General features: G+C 73.1%; 17 protein-coding genes. 11 read left to right on the top strand and 6 right to left on the bottom strand.

Annotated elements, in window-relative coordinates:
• The first annotated feature begins 88 nt into the window (after positions 1-88).
• The gene (locus tag E4U91_RS05105) at positions 89-1,474 is read left to right on the top strand and encodes an NADP-dependent succinic semialdehyde dehydrogenase (RefSeq protein ID WP_137305570.1); all 1,386 of its coding nucleotides are present in this window, start codon (positions 89-91) and stop codon (positions 1,472-1,474) included.
• Between the two features lie 25 nt (positions 1,475-1,499).
• Positions 1,500-1,733 (top strand): DUF6213 family protein, encoded by a 234-nt coding sequence (locus tag E4U91_RS05110; RefSeq protein WP_067227582.1) that lies wholly within the window; start codon positions 1,500-1,502, stop codon positions 1,731-1,733.
• Positions 1,734-1,814: 81 nt separating this feature from the next.
• Here E4U91_RS05110 and E4U91_RS05115 read toward each other — a convergent pair whose 3' ends face one another.
• Entirely contained in the window at positions 1,815-3,041 is a 1,227-nt protein-coding gene (locus E4U91_RS05115) for an acyl-CoA dehydrogenase family protein (protein ID WP_137305572.1), read from the bottom strand.
• 174 nt (positions 3,042-3,215) lie between these two features.
• Between E4U91_RS05115 and E4U91_RS05120 the strand changes: the two genes are divergently transcribed.
• Positions 3,216-3,872 carry a TetR/AcrR family transcriptional regulator gene (locus E4U91_RS05120; RefSeq protein ID WP_137305574.1) on the top strand — a complete coding sequence of 219 codons (657 nt, stop codon included), beginning with the start codon at positions 3,216-3,218 and terminating at the stop codon, positions 3,870-3,872.
• Between the two features lie 70 nt (positions 3,873-3,942).
• Here E4U91_RS05120 and def read toward each other — a convergent pair whose 3' ends face one another.
• Positions 3,943-4,482, bottom strand: coding sequence for a peptide deformylase (gene def, locus E4U91_RS05125; protein ID WP_137305576.1), 540 nt, complete (start codon positions 4,480-4,482; stop codon positions 3,943-3,945).
• 188 nt (positions 4,483-4,670) lie between these two features.
• Here def and E4U91_RS05130 point away from each other — a divergent pair, with 188 nt between their 5' ends.
• From E4U91_RS05130 to E4U91_RS05150, 5 genes are all read left to right on the top strand, one after another.
• Positions 4,671-5,909, top strand: a complete 1,239-nt coding sequence (locus E4U91_RS05130; RefSeq protein WP_137305578.1) for a MurT ligase domain-containing protein — start codon at positions 4,671-4,673, stop codon at positions 5,907-5,909.
• Between the two features lie 16 nt (positions 5,910-5,925).
• Positions 5,926-6,654: a type 1 glutamine amidotransferase gene (locus tag E4U91_RS05135; RefSeq protein ID WP_137305580.1), complete on the top strand. Its 729-nt coding sequence runs from the start codon at positions 5,926-5,928 to the stop codon at positions 6,652-6,654.
• A gap of 168 nt (positions 6,655-6,822) precedes the next feature.
• Complete coding sequence (locus E4U91_RS05140; protein ID WP_137305582.1) at positions 6,823-7,848, top strand: 6-phosphofructokinase; 1,026 nt, start codon at positions 6,823-6,825, stop codon at positions 7,846-7,848.
• A gap of 140 nt (positions 7,849-7,988) precedes the next feature.
• The gene (locus E4U91_RS05145) at positions 7,989-8,939 is read left to right on the top strand and encodes a cytochrome c oxidase assembly protein (RefSeq protein ID WP_137305584.1); all 951 of its coding nucleotides are present in this window, start codon (positions 7,989-7,991) and stop codon (positions 8,937-8,939) included.
• Between the two features lie 67 nt (positions 8,940-9,006).
• Positions 9,007-9,174 (top strand): hypothetical protein, encoded by a 168-nt coding sequence (locus E4U91_RS05150; RefSeq protein ID WP_107119452.1) that lies wholly within the window; start codon positions 9,007-9,009, stop codon positions 9,172-9,174.
• An 18-nt stretch (positions 9,175-9,192) separates the two neighbouring features.
• Here E4U91_RS05150 and E4U91_RS05155 read toward each other — a convergent pair whose 3' ends face one another.
• From E4U91_RS05155 to E4U91_RS05170, 4 genes are read right to left on the bottom strand one after another with little or no spacing between them, the layout of a single operon-like run.
• Positions 9,193-10,398 carry a sensor histidine kinase gene (locus E4U91_RS05155; RefSeq protein ID WP_137305586.1) on the bottom strand — a complete coding sequence of 402 codons (1,206 nt, stop codon included), beginning with the start codon at positions 10,396-10,398 and terminating at the stop codon, positions 9,193-9,195.
• Positions 10,395-12,110: a sodium/solute symporter gene (locus E4U91_RS05160; protein ID WP_137305588.1), complete on the bottom strand. Its 1,716-nt coding sequence runs from the start codon at positions 12,108-12,110 to the stop codon at positions 10,395-10,397. Before E4U91_RS05160 ends, E4U91_RS05155 begins: the two co-directional genes overlap by 4 nt.
• Before the next feature lie 18 nt (positions 12,111-12,128).
• Positions 12,129-12,512, bottom strand: a complete 384-nt coding sequence (locus tag E4U91_RS05165; protein ID WP_137305590.1) for a hypothetical protein — start codon at positions 12,510-12,512, stop codon at positions 12,129-12,131.
• A 2-nt stretch (positions 12,513-12,514) separates the two neighbouring features.
• On the bottom strand, positions 12,515-13,267 hold the full coding sequence (locus E4U91_RS05170) for a LytR/AlgR family response regulator transcription factor (protein WP_137305592.1): 753 nt from the start codon (positions 13,265-13,267) through the stop codon (positions 12,515-12,517).
• 88 nt (positions 13,268-13,355) lie between these two features.
• On the opposite strand from E4U91_RS05170, the gene E4U91_RS05175 reads away from it, so the two are divergent.
• From E4U91_RS05175 to rocD, 3 genes are all read left to right on the top strand, one after another.
• Positions 13,356-13,847 (top strand): Lrp/AsnC family transcriptional regulator, encoded by a 492-nt coding sequence (locus tag E4U91_RS05175; RefSeq protein ID WP_137305594.1) that lies wholly within the window; start codon positions 13,356-13,358, stop codon positions 13,845-13,847.
• Positions 13,848-13,984: 137 nt separating this feature from the next.
• A complete protein-coding gene (gene ddaH / locus E4U91_RS05180) occupies positions 13,985-14,794 on the top strand; it encodes a dimethylargininase (protein ID WP_137305596.1) in 810 nt (269 codons plus the stop codon).
• On the top strand, positions 14,794-16,020 hold the full coding sequence (gene rocD, locus E4U91_RS05185; RefSeq protein WP_137305598.1) for an ornithine--oxo-acid transaminase: 1,227 nt from the start codon (positions 14,794-14,796) through the stop codon (positions 16,018-16,020). Before ddaH ends, rocD begins: the two co-directional genes overlap by 1 nt.
• The last annotated feature ends 94 nt before the right edge of the window (positions 16,021-16,114 follow it).

Raw genomic sequence — 16,114 nt, forward strand, 5'->3', positions numbered from 1 at the left:
CCCGGCGCCCGGACCCGGGCGCACGCGTTGCGGCTCCCGCCGCCGCGCGGGAAGGTCGGAACACAGTTCAGCTTCCAGGAGGTCGGTCATGCCCATCGCGACGGTCAACCCGGCGAACGGCGAGACGATCAAGACGTACGAGCCGATGGACGAGGAGGAGCTGGAGCGCCGGCTCCAGCTGGCCGAGGCCACGTTCCGCACCTACCGCACGACGTCGTTCGCCGAGCGCGCCGCGCTGCTGGAGCGGGCCGCCGACCTGCTCGAGGAGGACCAGGCGGACATCGGACGGGTGATGACCACCGAGATGGGCAAGCCGGTCAAGCAGGCCCGTGCGGAGGCGGCCAAGTGCGCGAAGGCGATGCGCTGGTACGCCGCGCACGCCGAGGCGCTGCTCGCCGACGAGGAGCCGGACCCCTCCGACGTGACCGACTCCGGCGCCTCCCGGGCCGTGGTGCGCTACCGGCCGCTGGGCCCGGTGCTCGCGGTGATGCCGTGGAACTTCCCGCTGTGGCAGGTGGTCCGGTTCGCCGCGCCGGCGCTGATGGCGGGGAACGTGGGCCTGCTCAAGCACGCGTCCAACGTCCCGCAGACCGCCCTGTACCTGGAGGACCTGTTCCACCGGGCGGGCTTCCCGGCGGGCTGCTTCCAGACGCTGCTGGTCGGCTCGGGCGCGATCGACGACATCCTGCGCGACGAGCGGGTCAAGGCCGCGACGCTCACCGGCAGTGAGCCGGCCGGGCGGGCCGTGGCGTCCACCGCGGGCGAGATGATCAAGAAGACGGTGCTGGAGCTGGGCGGCAGCGACCCGTTCATCGTGATGCCGTCCGCGGACCTCGACCGTGCCGCGCAGGTCGCGGTGACCGCGCGGGTGCAGAACAACGGCCAGTCCTGCATCGCCGCCAAGCGGTTCATCGTCCACGCGGACGTGTACGACGCGTTCGCCGAGCGGTTCGTCGCCGGGATGCGGGCGCTGACGGTGGGCGACCCGATGGAGGAGGACACCGAGGTCGGGCCGCTGGCGAGCGAGCGGGGCCGGGACGACCTGGAGGAACTGGTCGACGACGCCCGGCGCGGCGGGGCGCGGGTGCTGTGCGGCGGCGAACGGCCCGAGGGCCCCGGCTGGTACTACCCGCCGACCGTCGTCGCGGACGTCACCCGGGAGATGCGCATCCACCGCGAGGAGACGTTCGGGCCGGTCGCGACGCTGTACCGGGCCGATGACCTGGACGAGGCGGTGCTCATCGCCAACGACTCGCTGTTCGGCCTGAGTTCCAACGTCTGGACGCGCGACGAGGCCGAGGTGGACCGCTTCGTGCGGGACCTGGAGGCCGGGGGCGTGTTCGTCAACGGCATGACGGCCTCGCACCCGGCGCTGCCGTTCGGCGGGGTGAAGCGGTCGGGCTACGGGCGTGAGCTGTCCGGGCACGGAATCCGCGAGTTCTGCAACATCACCACGGTGTGGCACGGCGCGTGACGGTTCCGCGGCTACGATCCGCTGTGTGAACCGCGAAGTGACTCTCCCCCTGATCGTCGACGACCACGGCGCCCTGCAGGTGGCCGCGGCCGACGTGAGCAAGCTGTTGCGGACGGTGGGTGCGCGGTGGGTGCGGCTCGTCGAGGCGGGTGAGGACCTGGACGAGGACACGGTGGCGGCCCTGGCCATCGAACTGGCGAAACTGGCCGACCGGATCGACGTCGCGTGCATCGCGCACAGCAGCGGCGGCGCCTCCTGACCCGTCCCTGCCGGGGGCTTCGGGGCGGGCGGGTGCGTGCGGTCCCGGGGATCGCCGCGGGACCGCACGGGTGCCGGCGCGTCAGCGGATCGGCAGGCCCGACAGGGTGCGGGCGATGACCAGGCGCTGGATCTCGCTCGTGCCCTCGAAGATGGTGTAGATGGCGGCGTCGCGGTGCATGCGCTCCACCGGGTACTCGCGGGTGTAGCCGTTGCCGCCGAGGATCTGGATGGCCTGGGCGGTGACCTTCTTGGCGGTCTCGCTGGCGAACAGCTTGGACATGGAGCCCTCGGCCGCGGTGAACGGCTTGCCGTTGGTCGCCATCCAGGAGGCGCGCCACACCAGCAGGCGGGCCGCGTCGATCTGGGTGCGCATGTCGGCGAGCTGGAAGGCGACGCCCTGGTTGTCGATGATCGGGCGGCCGAACTGCTCACGCGTCGACGCGTAGTCGAGGGCGACCTCGTACGCGGCGCGGGCCGTGCCGACGGCCATCGCGGCGACGGCCGGGCGGGAGGCCTCGAAGGTGGCCATGGCCGCGTTCTTCACGCGCTCGCCGCCCGTCCTGGCCCGCTCCCGGGCCCGGGCCAGGCGCTCGTCCAGCTTCTCCTTGCCGCCCAGCAGGCACGAACCGGGCACGCGCACGTCGTCGAGGACCACTTCGGCGGTGTGCGAGGCGCGGATGCCGTGCTTCTTGAACTTCTGGCCCTGGGCCAGACCGGGGGTGTTCGGCGGGACGATGAAGGACGCGTGGCCCTTGGAGCCCAGTTCGGGGTCGACGACGGCCACCACGACGTGCACGTTGGCGATGCCGCCGTTGGTCGCCCAGGTCTTGGTGCCGTTGAGGACCCACTCGTCCTTGGCCTCGTCGTAGACGGCACGGGTGCGCATCGAGGAGACGTCGGAGCCGGCGTCGGGCTCAGAGGAGCAGAACGCGGCGACCTTCACGTCGTTGGCGTCGCCGTACATCTGGGGGATCCAGGTGCCGATCTGCTCCTCGGTGCCGTTGGCGAGGACGCCCACCGCGGCGAGGCCGGTGCCGACGATCGACAGCGCGATGCCCGCGTCGCCCCAGAACAGCTCCTCCATGGCCATCGGGATGCCGAGGCCGGTGGCGTCGAAGTACTGCTGGGCGTAGAAGTCCAGGGAGTAGATGCCGACCTTCGCGGCCTCCTGGATGACCGGCCAGGGGGTCTCCTCGCGCTCGTCCCACTCGGCGGCCGCGGGGCGGATCACGTCGGCGGCGAACCCGTGGAGCCAGTCGCGGACCTCCTTCTGTTCGTCGTTGAGCTCCATGGTGAACTCGGCCATGTCCCCTCCAGCGGCGGCGCACGTGCGGTGTTACTTACGGTAACACGCAGTCTGTTACCCGCCAGTAGGAAAAGTCAACTCCTGATGACCGCCCGGCAGCCCGTTCGATGCCTGGACACGCTCGGGTGTTAGTTTGCGCAGGCGTCACCGAATCAGCACGGGTGGGGAGAGCAGATGGACACCACACAGCGGACCGAGCAGCAGCGGTCCGCCGACCGCCGCCGGCGCGAGCTGCTGGAGGCCGCCGACCGGGTGGTGCTCCGCGACGGACCGCAGGCCTCGATGAACGCCATCGCCGCGGAGGCCGGCATCACCAAGCCGATCCTCTACCGCCACTTCGGCGACAAGGGCGGACTGTACGCCGCCCTCGCCAAGCGGCACACCGACGCGCTCCTCGCCTCCCTGCGCGCCGCGCTGGACGCCCCGGCGGACCGGCGCGAGCGCGTGGAGGCCACCCTGGACACCTACCTCGCGGCGATCGAGGCCCGGCCGCAGGTCTACCGGTTCCTCATGCACCCGGCGGAGGGGTCCCAGAGCGGCGACCAGAGCGCGGACCAGGGCTTCGACGTCGGCAAGCACTCGGCCCCCCTGCTGCGGCGGATGGGCGAGGAGCTGGCCACGGTCATCGAGGAGCGGCTGGACCTCGGACCGGGCACCCAGCAGCTCGCCCGGGTCTGGGGCCACGGCATCGTCGGCATGATGCACGCGGCCGGGGACTGGTGGCTGGGCGAACGGCCCTGCACCCGGGCCGAGTTGGTCCGCGGCCTGGCGGACCTGCTGTGGGGCCGGCTCGCCGCCGCCGGGGACAGGGTCGGCGGCCCGGGCTTCTGAGCCCCGGCGAGGCGGTGCCGTCCGGCTCCGGCTCCCCGCAGTCCGCCCACCGTCCCGCACCGCCTCGCGGTCACCGGCTCCAGGGCGCCCGTGCCACCTGGCGCGCCAGCCTGCGCAGGCGCCAGCCCGTCAGGCGGTCCGCGTACACCGTGCCCTCCAGGTGGTCCGTCTCGTGCTGCAGGCACCGGGCGAAGAACCCCGTCCCGTGCACGGTCACCGGCTCCCCCGTCACCGTGCGGCCCTCGACCACCGCGTGGTCGTAGCGCTCGGTGCCCGCCTCCAGCCCCGGCAGGGACAGACAGCCCTCGGGGCCGCGGACCACCACGCCGTCCGCCTCCACCAGGCGGGGATTGACCACGTGGCCGACGTGGCGGACGTCGTCGTCGTCCGGGCAGTCGTACACGAACACCCGCCTGGGGTCGCCCACCTGGTTGGCCGCCAGGCCCACCCCGCGCGCCGCGTACATCGTCGCGAACAAATCCTCCACGAAGGACGCCAGTTCCGGACCGAAGTCCGTGACATCCTTGCAGGGCTCGTGCAGCACCGGGCTGCCGAGCAGGGTGAGGGGCCGGACGCGCCCGCGGGCGCCCGGGATCGAGCCGTGTCGCATGGCGGCAAGGGTACGGTCCCGCTCCCGGGAACCGGTCCGCCCCCGCCGCGCAGGCGCGGGCCGGGATTCGGGAGTGTGCAGCGATCTCGATAGGCTGACCACCACCACGGTGCCGTCAGGCTCGCAGTCTGCCGGAAATGTCAGGCACACCCTGAGCGCGGCGCGTACGCAAGGAGGATCGAGAACTGATGGCAGGCAACTCGGACCCGCTCTCGCCGCGGGCCAAGCTGGCCGTGACCGCGGGCAAGGCGGTCGCGGCGGCGTCCCGTGCCGCCGGACGCGGCAGCGGTTCGGTGATCGGCGGCCGGGTGGCGCTGAAACTCGACCCCGACCTCCTCGCCCGCCTCGCCCAGAACCTGGACGTCGTCCTGGTCTCGGCGACCAACGGCAAGACCACGACCACCCGGCTCATCGCCGAGGCGCTGGGCGCCGCGGGGCCGGTCGTCTCCAACGCCCTCGGCGCCAACATGCCGGCCGGCATCACCTCCGCGCTGGCCGGCGGCTCGGAGGCCCGGTACGGCGTGATCGAGGTCGATGAGAAGTACCTGGCCGGCGTCGCCCGCGACACCGACCCCAAGTGCATCGCCCTGCTCAACCTCTCGCGCGACCAGCTCGACCGCGCCGCCGAGACCCGGATGCTGGCCGAGAACTGGCGCGAGGGGCTCGCCGGCTCCAAGGCCGTGATCGTGGCCAACGCCGACGACCCGCTGGTCGTGTGGGCCGCGTCCTCCTCCCCCAACGTGGTGTGGGTGGCCGCCGGGCAGATGTGGAAGGACGACGCCTGGTCCTGCCCGTCCTGCGGTGGCGTCATGCAGCGCCCGGGCGAGGACTGGTTCTGCGGCGAGTGCGGCTTCCGCCGGCCGACCCCGAGCTGGGCCCTGTCCGGCGACCACGTCCTCGACCCGCACGGCTCAGCCTGGCCGATCCACCTGCAGCTGCCGGGCCGCGCCAACAAGGCCAACGCCGCCTCCTCCGCCGCCGTCGCCGCCGTGTTCGGGGTGCCGCCGCAGGTGGCCCTGGAGCGGATGTACCAGGTGCAGGCCGTCGCCGGCCGCTACGACGTGGTGCAGTTCATGCAGCGCGACCTGCGGCTGCTGCTGGCGAAGAACCCCGCGGGCTGGCTCGAGACGTTCAGCCTGATCGACCCCCCGCCCACCCCGGTGATCCTCTCCGTCAACGCCCGCGGCGCCGACGGCACCGACACCTCCTGGCTCTGGGACGTGGACTACACCCGGCTGACCGGCCACCCGATCTGCGTGATCGGCGACCGCAAGCTGGACCTCGCGGTGCGCCTGGAGGTGGCCAACCAGCACTTCCAGGTGTGCGCGGACCTCGACGAGGCCGTGCGCGCCGCCCCGCCCGGGCGGATCGAGGTCATCGCGAACTACACCGCCTTCCAGGACCTGCGCCGCCGCGTCGGCAACTGACACACAGGGGACTTTTGTGAGCGACAACAGCCTGCGGGTCGTCTGGGTCTACCCGGACCTGCTCAGCACCTACGGCGACCAGGGCAACGTCCTGGTCGTGGAGCGCCGGGCGCGCCAGCGCGGCCTCGACGTGGCCCGGCTCGACGTGCGCAGCGACCAGCCGATCCCCACCTCGGGCGACATCTACCTGATCGGCGGCGGCGAGGACCGCCCGCAGCGGCTCGCGGCCGAGCGGCTGCTGCGCGACGGGCACCTGTTCCAGGCGGTGAACAACGGCGCCATCGTGTTCGCGGTGTGCGCCGGCTACCAGATCCTGGGCCACGAGTTCGTCAACGACCTCGGCCAGCGCCAGCCCGGCCTCGGCCTGCTCGACGTGACCACCGTGCGCGGCACCGGCGAGCGCTGCGTGGGCGACGTCCTCGCCGACATCGACGCCCCGCTCGGCCTGCCGGCGCTGACCGGCTTCGAGAACCACCAGGGCATCACCCAGCTGGGTCCGACCGCCCGCCCGCTGGCCCGGGTCCGCTTCGGCAAGGGCAACGGCACCGGCGACGGCACCGAGGGCGCGTACAACGACACCGTGTTCGGCACGTACATGCACGGCCCGGTGCTGGCCCGCAACCCGCAGATCGCGGACCTGCTGCTGAAGCTGGCGCTCGACGTGAACGCGCTGCCGCCGACCGACGACCGCTGGTACGAGGCGCTGCGCACCGAGCGCATCGCCTCCGCGCAGCAGCCCGCCTGACACCGGCCGCCCGAGCCCGTCTGACACGACGTCCGCACAGGTGAGCGGGGTCGTCCAGCAGGCGGACGGACGCTACGGACTGGACCCCCGCTGCCGTTAGGGTGGCGGGGATCGAGCCGGACAGCGTGGTCCGGTCCTGTGCCCACGTTGAGAAGGTTGTTTCGGGCTATGCGCATTGGTGTCCTCACGTCCGGCGGCGACTGCCCCGGCTTGAACGCCGTCATCCGGTCCGTCGTGCACCGCGCCGTCGTCGACCACGGCGACGAGGTCATCGGCTTCCGGGACGGGTGGAAGGGCCTCCTGGAGTGCGACTACCTCAAGCTCGACCTCGACGCGGTGGGCGGCATCCTCGCCCGCGGCGGCACCATCCTCGGCTCCTCCCGGGTCCAGCCCTCGCACCTGCGGGACGGGGTGGAGCGGGCGAAGGGCCACCTGGAGGAGCTGGGTCTCGACGCGATCATCCCGATCGGCGGCGAGGGCACGCTGAAGGCGGCCCGGCTGATGTCGGACAGCGGGCTGCCCGTCGTGGGCGTGCCGAAGACCATCGACAACGACATCGCGGTCACCGACGTCACCTTCGGCTTCGACACGGCCGTCGGGGTGGCGACGGACGCCCTCGACCGGCTGAAGACGACCGCCGAGTCCCACCAGCGGGTGCTGGTCGTGGAGGTCATGGGCCGGCACACCGGCTGGATAGCGCTGCACTCCGGGATGGCGGCGGGCGCCCACGCGATCGTGGTGCCCGAGCGGCCCTTCGACATCGAGGAGCTGACCCGGCGGGTCGGTGAGCGGTTCGAGGCGGGCAAGCGGTTCGCCATCGTCGTCGCCGCCGAGGGCGCCAAGCCGGCGCCCGGGTCCATGGACTTCGACGAGGGCGGCAAGGACATCTACGGCCACGAGCGGTTCGCCGGGATCGCCCGCCAGCTCTCCCTGGAGCTGGAGCAGCGGCTCGGCAAGGAGGCCCGGCCGGTCATCCTCGGGCACGTGCAGCGCGGCGGGACGCCGACGGCGTACGACCGGGTGCTGGCGACGCGGTTCGGCTGGCACGCGGTGGAGGCCGTGCACCGGGGCGACTTCGGGATGATGACGGCGCTGCGCGGGACGGACATCGTGATGGTGTCGCTGGCCGAGGCCGTCGAGACGCTGAAGACCGTACCGGCGGAGCGGTACGCCGAGGCGGAGTGCGTGCTGTAGCCGTCCGCCGGGGCGCCGGGGTCTCCCCCGCGCCCCGGCCCCGCCCGGCTGTCGTGGCCCCCGGTCGAAGCGTCGGCCGGGGGCCGCTCTAGTCTTGGTCCGGACGATTCGTACAACCCCCACGAAACAGGAGCCGGCCGATGGACCACAGCGGGCACGGCATGCCCATGGATCTGGCGCCCTTCACGCTAGGGCGCGGGCTCCAGTGGTCGGCGGACCCGTTCTTCCTCGTCGCCTGCGTGGCGGGGCTCGCCCTGTACGGGTGGGGGGTGCTGCGGCTGCGGCGGCGCGGGGACGCCTGGCCCGTGAGCCGGACGGTGTCGTACGTCGTCGGCGTGCTGACCATCGGTCTGGTGATGTGCACCCGGCTGAACGACTACGGCATGGTCATGTTCAGCGTGCACATGGTCCAGCACATGGTCATCAGCATGCTGTCGCCGATCCTGATCCTGCTGGGCGCCCCGGTCACCCTGGCGCTGCGCGCGCTGCCGGTGGCCGGCCGGGGCCGCAAGGGGCCCCGCGAGCTGCTGCTGGCGTTCCTGCACAGCCGGTACATGCGGATCGTGACGCACCCGGGGTTCACCATCCCGCTGTTCATCGCCAGCCTGTACGCGCTGTACTTCACCCCGCTGTTCGACTTCCTGATGGGCTCCAGGACCGGGCACCTCGCGATGATGGTGCACTTCCTCGCGGTGGGCGTGGTCTTCTTCTGGCCGATCATCGGCGTGGACCCGGGGCCGCACCGGCCCGGCTACCTGATGCGGATGCTGGAGCTGTTCGCGGGCATGCCGTTCCACGCGTTCTTCGGGATCGCGCTGATGATGGCGTCGACGCCCATGGTGGAGACGTTCAGGAACCCGCCGGCCTCGCTCGGCATCGACGCGCTGTCCGACCAGAACGCGGCCGGCGGCATCGCCTGGGCGTTCAGCGAGGTCCCGTCCGTGCTGGTGCTGATCGCGCTGCTGTTCCAGTGGTACCGCTCCGAGCAGCGGCAGGCCCGGCGCACGGACCGGGCCGCCGACCGGGACGGCGACAAGGAGCTCGAGGCGTACAACGCGTATCTGGCCTCTCTCAACACGCGCGGGAGCTGATCGGGCGGCTCCGGGGCACCATGGAGGGGGACGCACCCTGTGGAGGGTGTGCCAGGAGGGTGTCGCGATGCCCGGTTCGACGGACGGTTCCACACGGACGATGGGGGTGCTCACCGTCGGCGGCCTCGTCGTGGTGACGGCCTACACGGTGGCGCTCGGCAGCAACGGCTGGCTGTGGTTCGGCTGGGTGGTGCTGGGCCTGATCACCCTCGCGCTGATCGTGATGCGCACCTGAGGGTGCGGCGCGCCGGGCTCACTCCGGGCTGAGCCGGGCGCCCGAGTGCACCCCGGGCTGGTACTTCGGCAGCCGCGCGGTGATCTTCATGCCGGCGCCGGGCGCTGTCTCGATGACCAGGCCGTGGCCGTCGCCGTAGACCTGGCGGAGCCGGTCGTCGACGTTGGACAGGCCGATGCCCCCGGAGGGGCTGCCGCCGCCGGCCAGGATGCGGCGCAGCAGCTCGGGGTCCATGCCGGCGCCGTCGTCCTCGATGACCACCAGGGCCTCCGCGCCGGCGTCCTGCGCGGTGATGCGGATGTGGCACTTGTCGGCCTTGCCCTCCAGGCCGTGCTTCACCGCGTTCTCCACCAGCGGCTGCAGGCACAGGAACGGCAGGGCGACCGGCAGCACCTCGGGGGCGATCTGGAGGGTCACCGCGAGCCGGTCGCCGAAGCGGGCCCGCACCAGCGCCAGGTACTGGTCGATGGCGTGCAGCTCGTCGGCGAGGGTGGTGAACTCGCCGTGCCGGCGGAACGAGTAGCGGGTGAAGTCGGCGAACTCCAGCAGTAGCTCCCGGGCGCGCTCGGGGTCGGTGCGCACGAAGCTGGCGATCACCGCGAGCGAGTTGAAGATGAAGTGCGGGGAGATCTGCGCGCGCAGGGCCTTGATCTCCGCCTCGATCAGCCGGGTGCGCGAGTCGTCGAGGTCGGCCAGCTCCAGCTGCACGGACACCCACCGGGCGACCTCGCCGGCGGCCCGCACCAGCACGGCGGACTCGCGGGGCGCGCAGGCCACCAGGGCGCCGTGGACGCGGTCGTCGACGGTGAGCGGGGCGACGACCGCCCAGCGGACCGGGCAGTCGGGTGAGCCGCAGTGCAGCGGGAACGCCTCGCCGCGGCCGGTCTCCAGGGGCCCGGCGAGCCGTTCCGCGATCTCGGCGCGGTGGTGGGCGCCCACCCCGTCCCAGACGAGGACGTCCTTCTCGTCCGCGAGGCACAGCGCGTCGGTGCCGAGCAGCGAGCGCAGTCCGCGGGCCGACTTGCGGGCCGTCTCCTCGGTGAGCCCGGCGCGCAGCGGAGGCGCGGCCAGGGAGGCGGTGTGCAGCGTCTGGAAGGTGGCGTGCTCGACGGGCGTGCCGAGTCCGCCGAGGCTCTGCGGCCGGGCGGTGCGGCGGCCCAGCCAGAACCCGGCGGCCAGCAGCGGCAGGATCGCCACGAGCAGCCCGGCGAGGAATCCGCTCACGCCTTCACCTCCGTCGTGCCGAGGGCCTCGGGGAGGTGGAAGCGGGCCAGGACCGCCGCCGTGCCCGGCGGGACGCGGCTCGCGGTCGCGAGGGACACCAGGACCATGGTGAGGAAGCCGAGCGGCACCGACCACAGGGCGGGCCAGGCGAGCAGGGCGTGCAGGCTCCCGGTGGCCGGCAGGCCGGCCATGGTCGCGGCCACGGCGACGAACGCCGAGCCGCCGCCGGCCAGCATCCCGGCGGCGGCGCCGGGCGGGGTGAGCCGCCGCCACCAGATGCCGAGGACCAGCAGCGGGCAGAACGAGGACGCCGACACCGCGAAGGCGAGCCCGACGGTGTCCGCGACCGGCAGTCCGCCGACCACTGCGCCGGCCGCGAGCGGCACGGCCATGGCGAGCCCGGTGCCCAGCCGGAAGTGCCGCACGCCGCGGGAGGGCAGGACGTCCTGGGTGAGCACGCCGGCCACGGCCATGGTGAGGCCGGAGGCGGTGGACAGGAACGCCGCGAAGGCGCCGCCCGCGACCAGCGCGCCCAGCAGGTCGCCGCCCGGGCCGCCGATCATCCGGTCGGGCAGCAGCAGGACGGCCGCGTCGGCGTCGCCGGTGAGGGCCAGCTCGGGGGCGTAGAGGCGGCCGAGGGCGCCGTAGAGGGGCGGGAGCAGGTAGAAGCAGCCGATGAGGGCGAGTACGGCGACCGTGGTGCGGCGGGCGGCGACGCCGTGCGGGCTGGTGTAGAAGCGGACGACGACGTGCGGCAGGCCCATGGTGCCGAGGAAGGTGGCGAGGATCAGCCCGTAGGTGGCGTACAGCGGGCGTTCCGCGCGGCCGGCCGCCAGGGAGGCGGACATGGTGCCGTCGGCGCTGCGGTCGGCGGCGGGGACGGCGGCGCCGCGGGCGAAGGTGAGCCGGGTGCCCCGCTCGATGCGGTGGGTGCCGGCGCGCAGCCGCAGCGCGGTGGCGTCGTGGCGGCGGCCGTCGACGGTCCCGGTGACGGTCACCGTCAGGGGGGCCTCCAGGGTGAGGTCGACGGTGTCGTCGACGCGGACGGCCCGCTGCTCCCGGAAGGTCGCGGGTTCCGCGAAGGCGTGCCGGGGCGCTCCGTCGCCCTGCCAGGCGAGGACGAGGAAGAGGGCGGGCACCAGCAGGGCGGTGAGCTTCAGCCAGTACTGGAAGGCCTGGACGAAGGTGATGCTGCGCATGCCGCCCGCCGCCACGGTCGCGGTGACGACGACCGCGACGATCACCCCGCCGAGCGAGTCGGGGGCGCCGGTCAGGACGGTGAGGGTCAGTCCCGCGCCCTGGAGCTGGGGCAGCAGGTAGAGCCAGCCGACGCCGACGACGAAGGCGCCCGCGAGCCGGCGCACCGGCCGGGAGGCGAGCCGTGCCTCGGCGAAGTCGGGCAAGGTGTAGGCGCCGGAGCGGCGCAGCGGGGCGGCGACGAACAGGAGCAGCACCAGGTAGCCGGCGGTGTAGCCGACCGGGTACCAGAGCATGTCGGGGCCTTGGACCAGGACCAGTCCGGCGATGCCGAGGAAGGACGCGGCGGAGAGGTACTCGCCGCTGATGGCGGCGGCGTTGAGGCGGGGCCCCACGGTGCGGGAGGCGACGTAGAAGTCGGAGGTGGTGCGGGAGATGCGCAGCCCGAAGGCGCCCACGAGGACGGTCGCGACGACGACGAGGGCGACGGCGGGGACGGCGTAGCCGGAGTTCACGGTGGCGGTGGCCTCGTCTCAGCGGTCCTCGACCAGGCGCACGAAGTCCCGTTCGTTGCGTTCGGCGCGGCGGACGTACCAGCGGGCGAGCAGGACCAGCGGCGCGTACAGGCCGAAGCCGAGCAGGGCCCACTGGAGCCGGCGGGCGCCCGGCAGCGCGGCGAACAGCAGGGGCAGCGGGCCGACGAGCAGCACCAGGACGGCGAACCCGGCCAGTCCGGCGCGCAGTTGGCTGCGCATCAGGGAGCGCACGTAGGTGTGGCCGAGGGTGGTCTGCTCGTCGATCTCGGTGCGGGGCCGGTAGTGGCCGGGGGCGTAGGCGGGGCGGCCGCGGGAGCCGGTCCGGGTGCGGCGGGGCGGGCCGGTGACGACCGCCCGCCGCTCGGCGGGGTCCTGGGGCACCGTCAGGTCCTCCTCATCAGCAGGTCCCGCAGTTCACGGGCGTGGCGCCGGCTGACCTGGAGCTCCTCGCCGCCGACCAGGACGCTGACGGTGCCGGCGTCCAGGCGGAGTTCGCCGATGTGGCGCAGGGCGACGAGGTGGCGGCGGTGGATGCGCACGAAGCCGCGGGCGCGCCAGCGCTCCTCCAGGGTGGACAGGGGGATGCGCACGAGGTGGCTGCCCCGGCCGGTGTGCAGGCGGGCGTAGTCGCCCTGGGCCTCGACGTGGGTGATGTCGTCGACGGCGACGAAGCGGGTGACGCCGCCGAGTTCGACGGGGAGCTGGTCGGGGTCGGGCTCGTGCACGGGGATGCGGGCCGCGGGCGTGCCGCGCAGGGCGGCGGCGCGGCGCACGGCCTCGGCCAGGCGCTCCTTGCGGACGGGCTTGAGGACGTAGTCGACGGCCTTGAGGTCGAAGGCCTGGACGGCGAAGTCCTCGTGGGCGGTGACGAACACGACGAGCGGCGGGTGGGCGAAGCCGGTGAGCAGCCGGGCCAGGTCGAGGCCGTCGAGGCCGGGCATCTGGATGTCGAGGAAGACCACGTCGAGGGCGTCCGGTCCGTCGGGCCCGCTCTCCAGGGCCCGGTTGATGCGGCGCAGCGCCTCGGTGGCGTCGCCGGCGCCCTCGACGGCGCCTATTCGGGGGTCCGCGGTCAGCAGGTAGAGCAGTTCCTCGAGCGAGGGCCGTTCGTCGTCGACGGCGAGGGCGCGCAACATGAAGGTGGAGTGTAGGAGCAATCCGCACGGCTGGACACGGGCTGGCGCGGAGGTCCGCGCGGGGTGCGGTGCCGCTTACAGTGCCTCCATGAACAGCGGCCCCGCGTCCTTCGACGAGCTCGACCGGAAGATCCTCACGGCGCTGATGGCGAACGCCCGGACGAGTTTCGCGGAGATCGGCACGGCGATCGGGCTGTCGTCGACGGCGGTGAAGCGGCGCGTGGACCGGCTGCGCGAGGCGGGCGTGATCACCGGGTACACGGCGACGGTCAAGCCGTCGGCGCTGGGCTGGCGCACGGAGGCGTACGTCGAGGTCTACTGCGAGGGCGCGGCGCCGCCCCGGCGGCTGGCGGAGGTGGTGCGCCACCATCCGGAGATCACCGCGGCGATGACGGTGACGGGGGGCGCGGACGCGCTGCTGCACGTGCGGGCGCGGGACGTGGAGCACTTCGAGGAGGTGCTGGAGCGCATCCGCGCCGAGCCGTTCATCCGCAAGACGATCAGTGTGATGGTGCTGTCCCACCTGCTGCCGGAGAGTCCGGAGGCGGGAGCCATTCACGCCGCACCAGAAGTGCGTTGAGGGGCCCCACAACGCAGCATCGTTGCGCCGACGCGCAGCTTTCGTCCATTGTCGAGCGGTTCGGTCCCTTCCTACCGTGGTCTCAACCCACCGTAGACACCGCAGGACATGCGGAGGAGCAGCGGAGGAACCCCTCTGTGTCCGACACCCGTGTGCCGCGCCGCCGGCGCTTTCTCGTCTGCGAACCCAGACACTTCGCCGTGCGGTACTCCATCAACCCCTGGATGCATCCCGACACCCCCGTCGACGTCGACCTGGCCCAGGAACAGTGGCACGGGCTGATCAGTGCCTACCGTGCCCACGGCCACGACGTGGACAGCGTGGAGCCCGTGCCGGGCCTGCCCGACATGGTCTTCGCCGCGAACTCGGCGGTCGTCGTCGACGGCCGCGTCTTCGGCTCCCTCTTCCACGCGCCCGAGCGGCGCCCCGAGTCCCTGCACTACGAGACGTGGTTCACGTCGGCCGGCTATCCCGTCCACCGTCCGCGCAGCGTCTGCGAGGGCGAGGGCGACCTGGTGTGGACGGGCCGCTACATCCTGGCCGGCACCGGGTTCCGCACCACCCGGGACGCGCACCGCGAAGCCCAGGAGGTCCTGGGGCACCCGGTGATCGGGCTGACCCTGGTGGACCCGTACTTCTACCACCTGGACACGGCGCTGTTCGTCCTCGACGACGACAACATCGCCTACTACCCGCAGGCGTTCTCGCCGGGCAGCCGGGAGGTGCTGGCGCGGCTGTACCCGGACGCGGTTCTCGCCACCCGGGAGGACGCGCTGGCGTTCGGCCTGAACTCCGTGTCCGACGGCCGCCACGTCTTCATCGCGCCACGGGCCGAGGCGCTCGCCGCCCGTGTCGCCGAGCACGGCTACGTCCCCGTCCCCGTCGACCTGTCGGAGCTGCACAAGGCCGGCGGGGGCATCAAGTGCTGCACCCAGGAGATCCGCTGATGACCGCACCCACACACCCGCGCACCTCCGACGAGCTGATCCGCGCCGAGGAGCCGGTCCTCGCGCACAACTACCATCCGCTGCCGGTGGTCGTCGCCCGTGCCGAGGGCGCTTGGGTGGAGGACGTCGAGGGGCGCCGCTACCTCGACATGCTGGCCGGATACTCGGCGCTCAACTTCGGCCACCGCCACCCGGCGCTGGTCGAGGCCGCCCACCGCCAGCTCGACCGGCTCACGCTGACCTCGCGGGCCTTCCACAACGACCGGCTCGCCGGGTTCGCGGAGCGGCTGGCGGCGCTGACCGGGCAGGACATGGTGCTGCCGATGAACACCGGCGCGGAGGCGGTGGAGAGCGGCATCAAGCTGGCCCGCAAGTGGGCCTACGACGTCAAGGGCGTGCCCGCGGACCGGGCGACGATCGTGGTGGCCGCGGACAACTTCCACGGCCGCACGACGACGATCGTCAGCTTCTCCACGGACGAGACGGCCCGCTCGGGCTTCGGCCCGTTCACACCGGGCTTCCGGATCGTGCCGTACAACGACCTGGCCGCGCTGGAGGCCGCGGTCGACGAGACGACGGCGGCGGTGCTGATCGAGCCCATCCAGGGCGAGGCGGGCGTCCTCATCCCGGACGACGGCTACCTCGCGGGCGTGCGGGAGGTGACCCGCCGCGCCGGCTGCCTGTTCGTCGCGGACGAGATCCAGTCGGGGCTCGGCCGCACCGGGCGCACCCTGGCCGTGGAGCACGAGGGCGTCGTCCCGGACGTAGTACTGCTGGGCAAGGCGCTCGGCGGCGGCATCGTGCCGGTGTCGGCCGTGGTGGGCCGCCGGGAGGTGCTGGGTGTGCTGCACCCGGGCGAGCACGGGTCGACGTTCGGCGGCAACCCACTGGCGGCGGCCGTCGGCACGGCGGTGGTGGAGCTGCTGGAGACCGGCGCGTTCCAGCGCCGGGCGGCCGAGCTGGGAGAGGTCCTACGGGACGGCCTGGCCGCGCTGGTCGGCCGGGGCGTCGTCGGGTTCCGCTCGCGCGGGCTGTGGGCGGGCGTGGACGTCGACCCGGCGCTCGGCACCGGCCGCGCGGTCAGTGAGCGGCTGATGCGGGAGGGCATCCTGGCCAAGGACACCCATGGCTCGACGATCCGCCTGGCTCCCCCGCTGACGATCACCGCCGACGAGCTGACCTCAGCGCTGGCCTCGCTGGAGAAGGTGCTGGTGTCGGGCGCCTGACCTGGGCGGACACCGGGCAGGGGGGCGCCGCCGGGCGGCGCCCCCCGTCGTGCTGCCACCGTCCCGGGTAGCCGACCTCCCTAGGTGCGTGCAG

The organism is Streptomyces lasalocidi (assembly GCF_005280215.1).
Lineage (GTDB): Bacteria > Actinomycetota > Actinomycetes > Streptomycetales > Streptomycetaceae > Streptomyces > Streptomyces longwoodensis.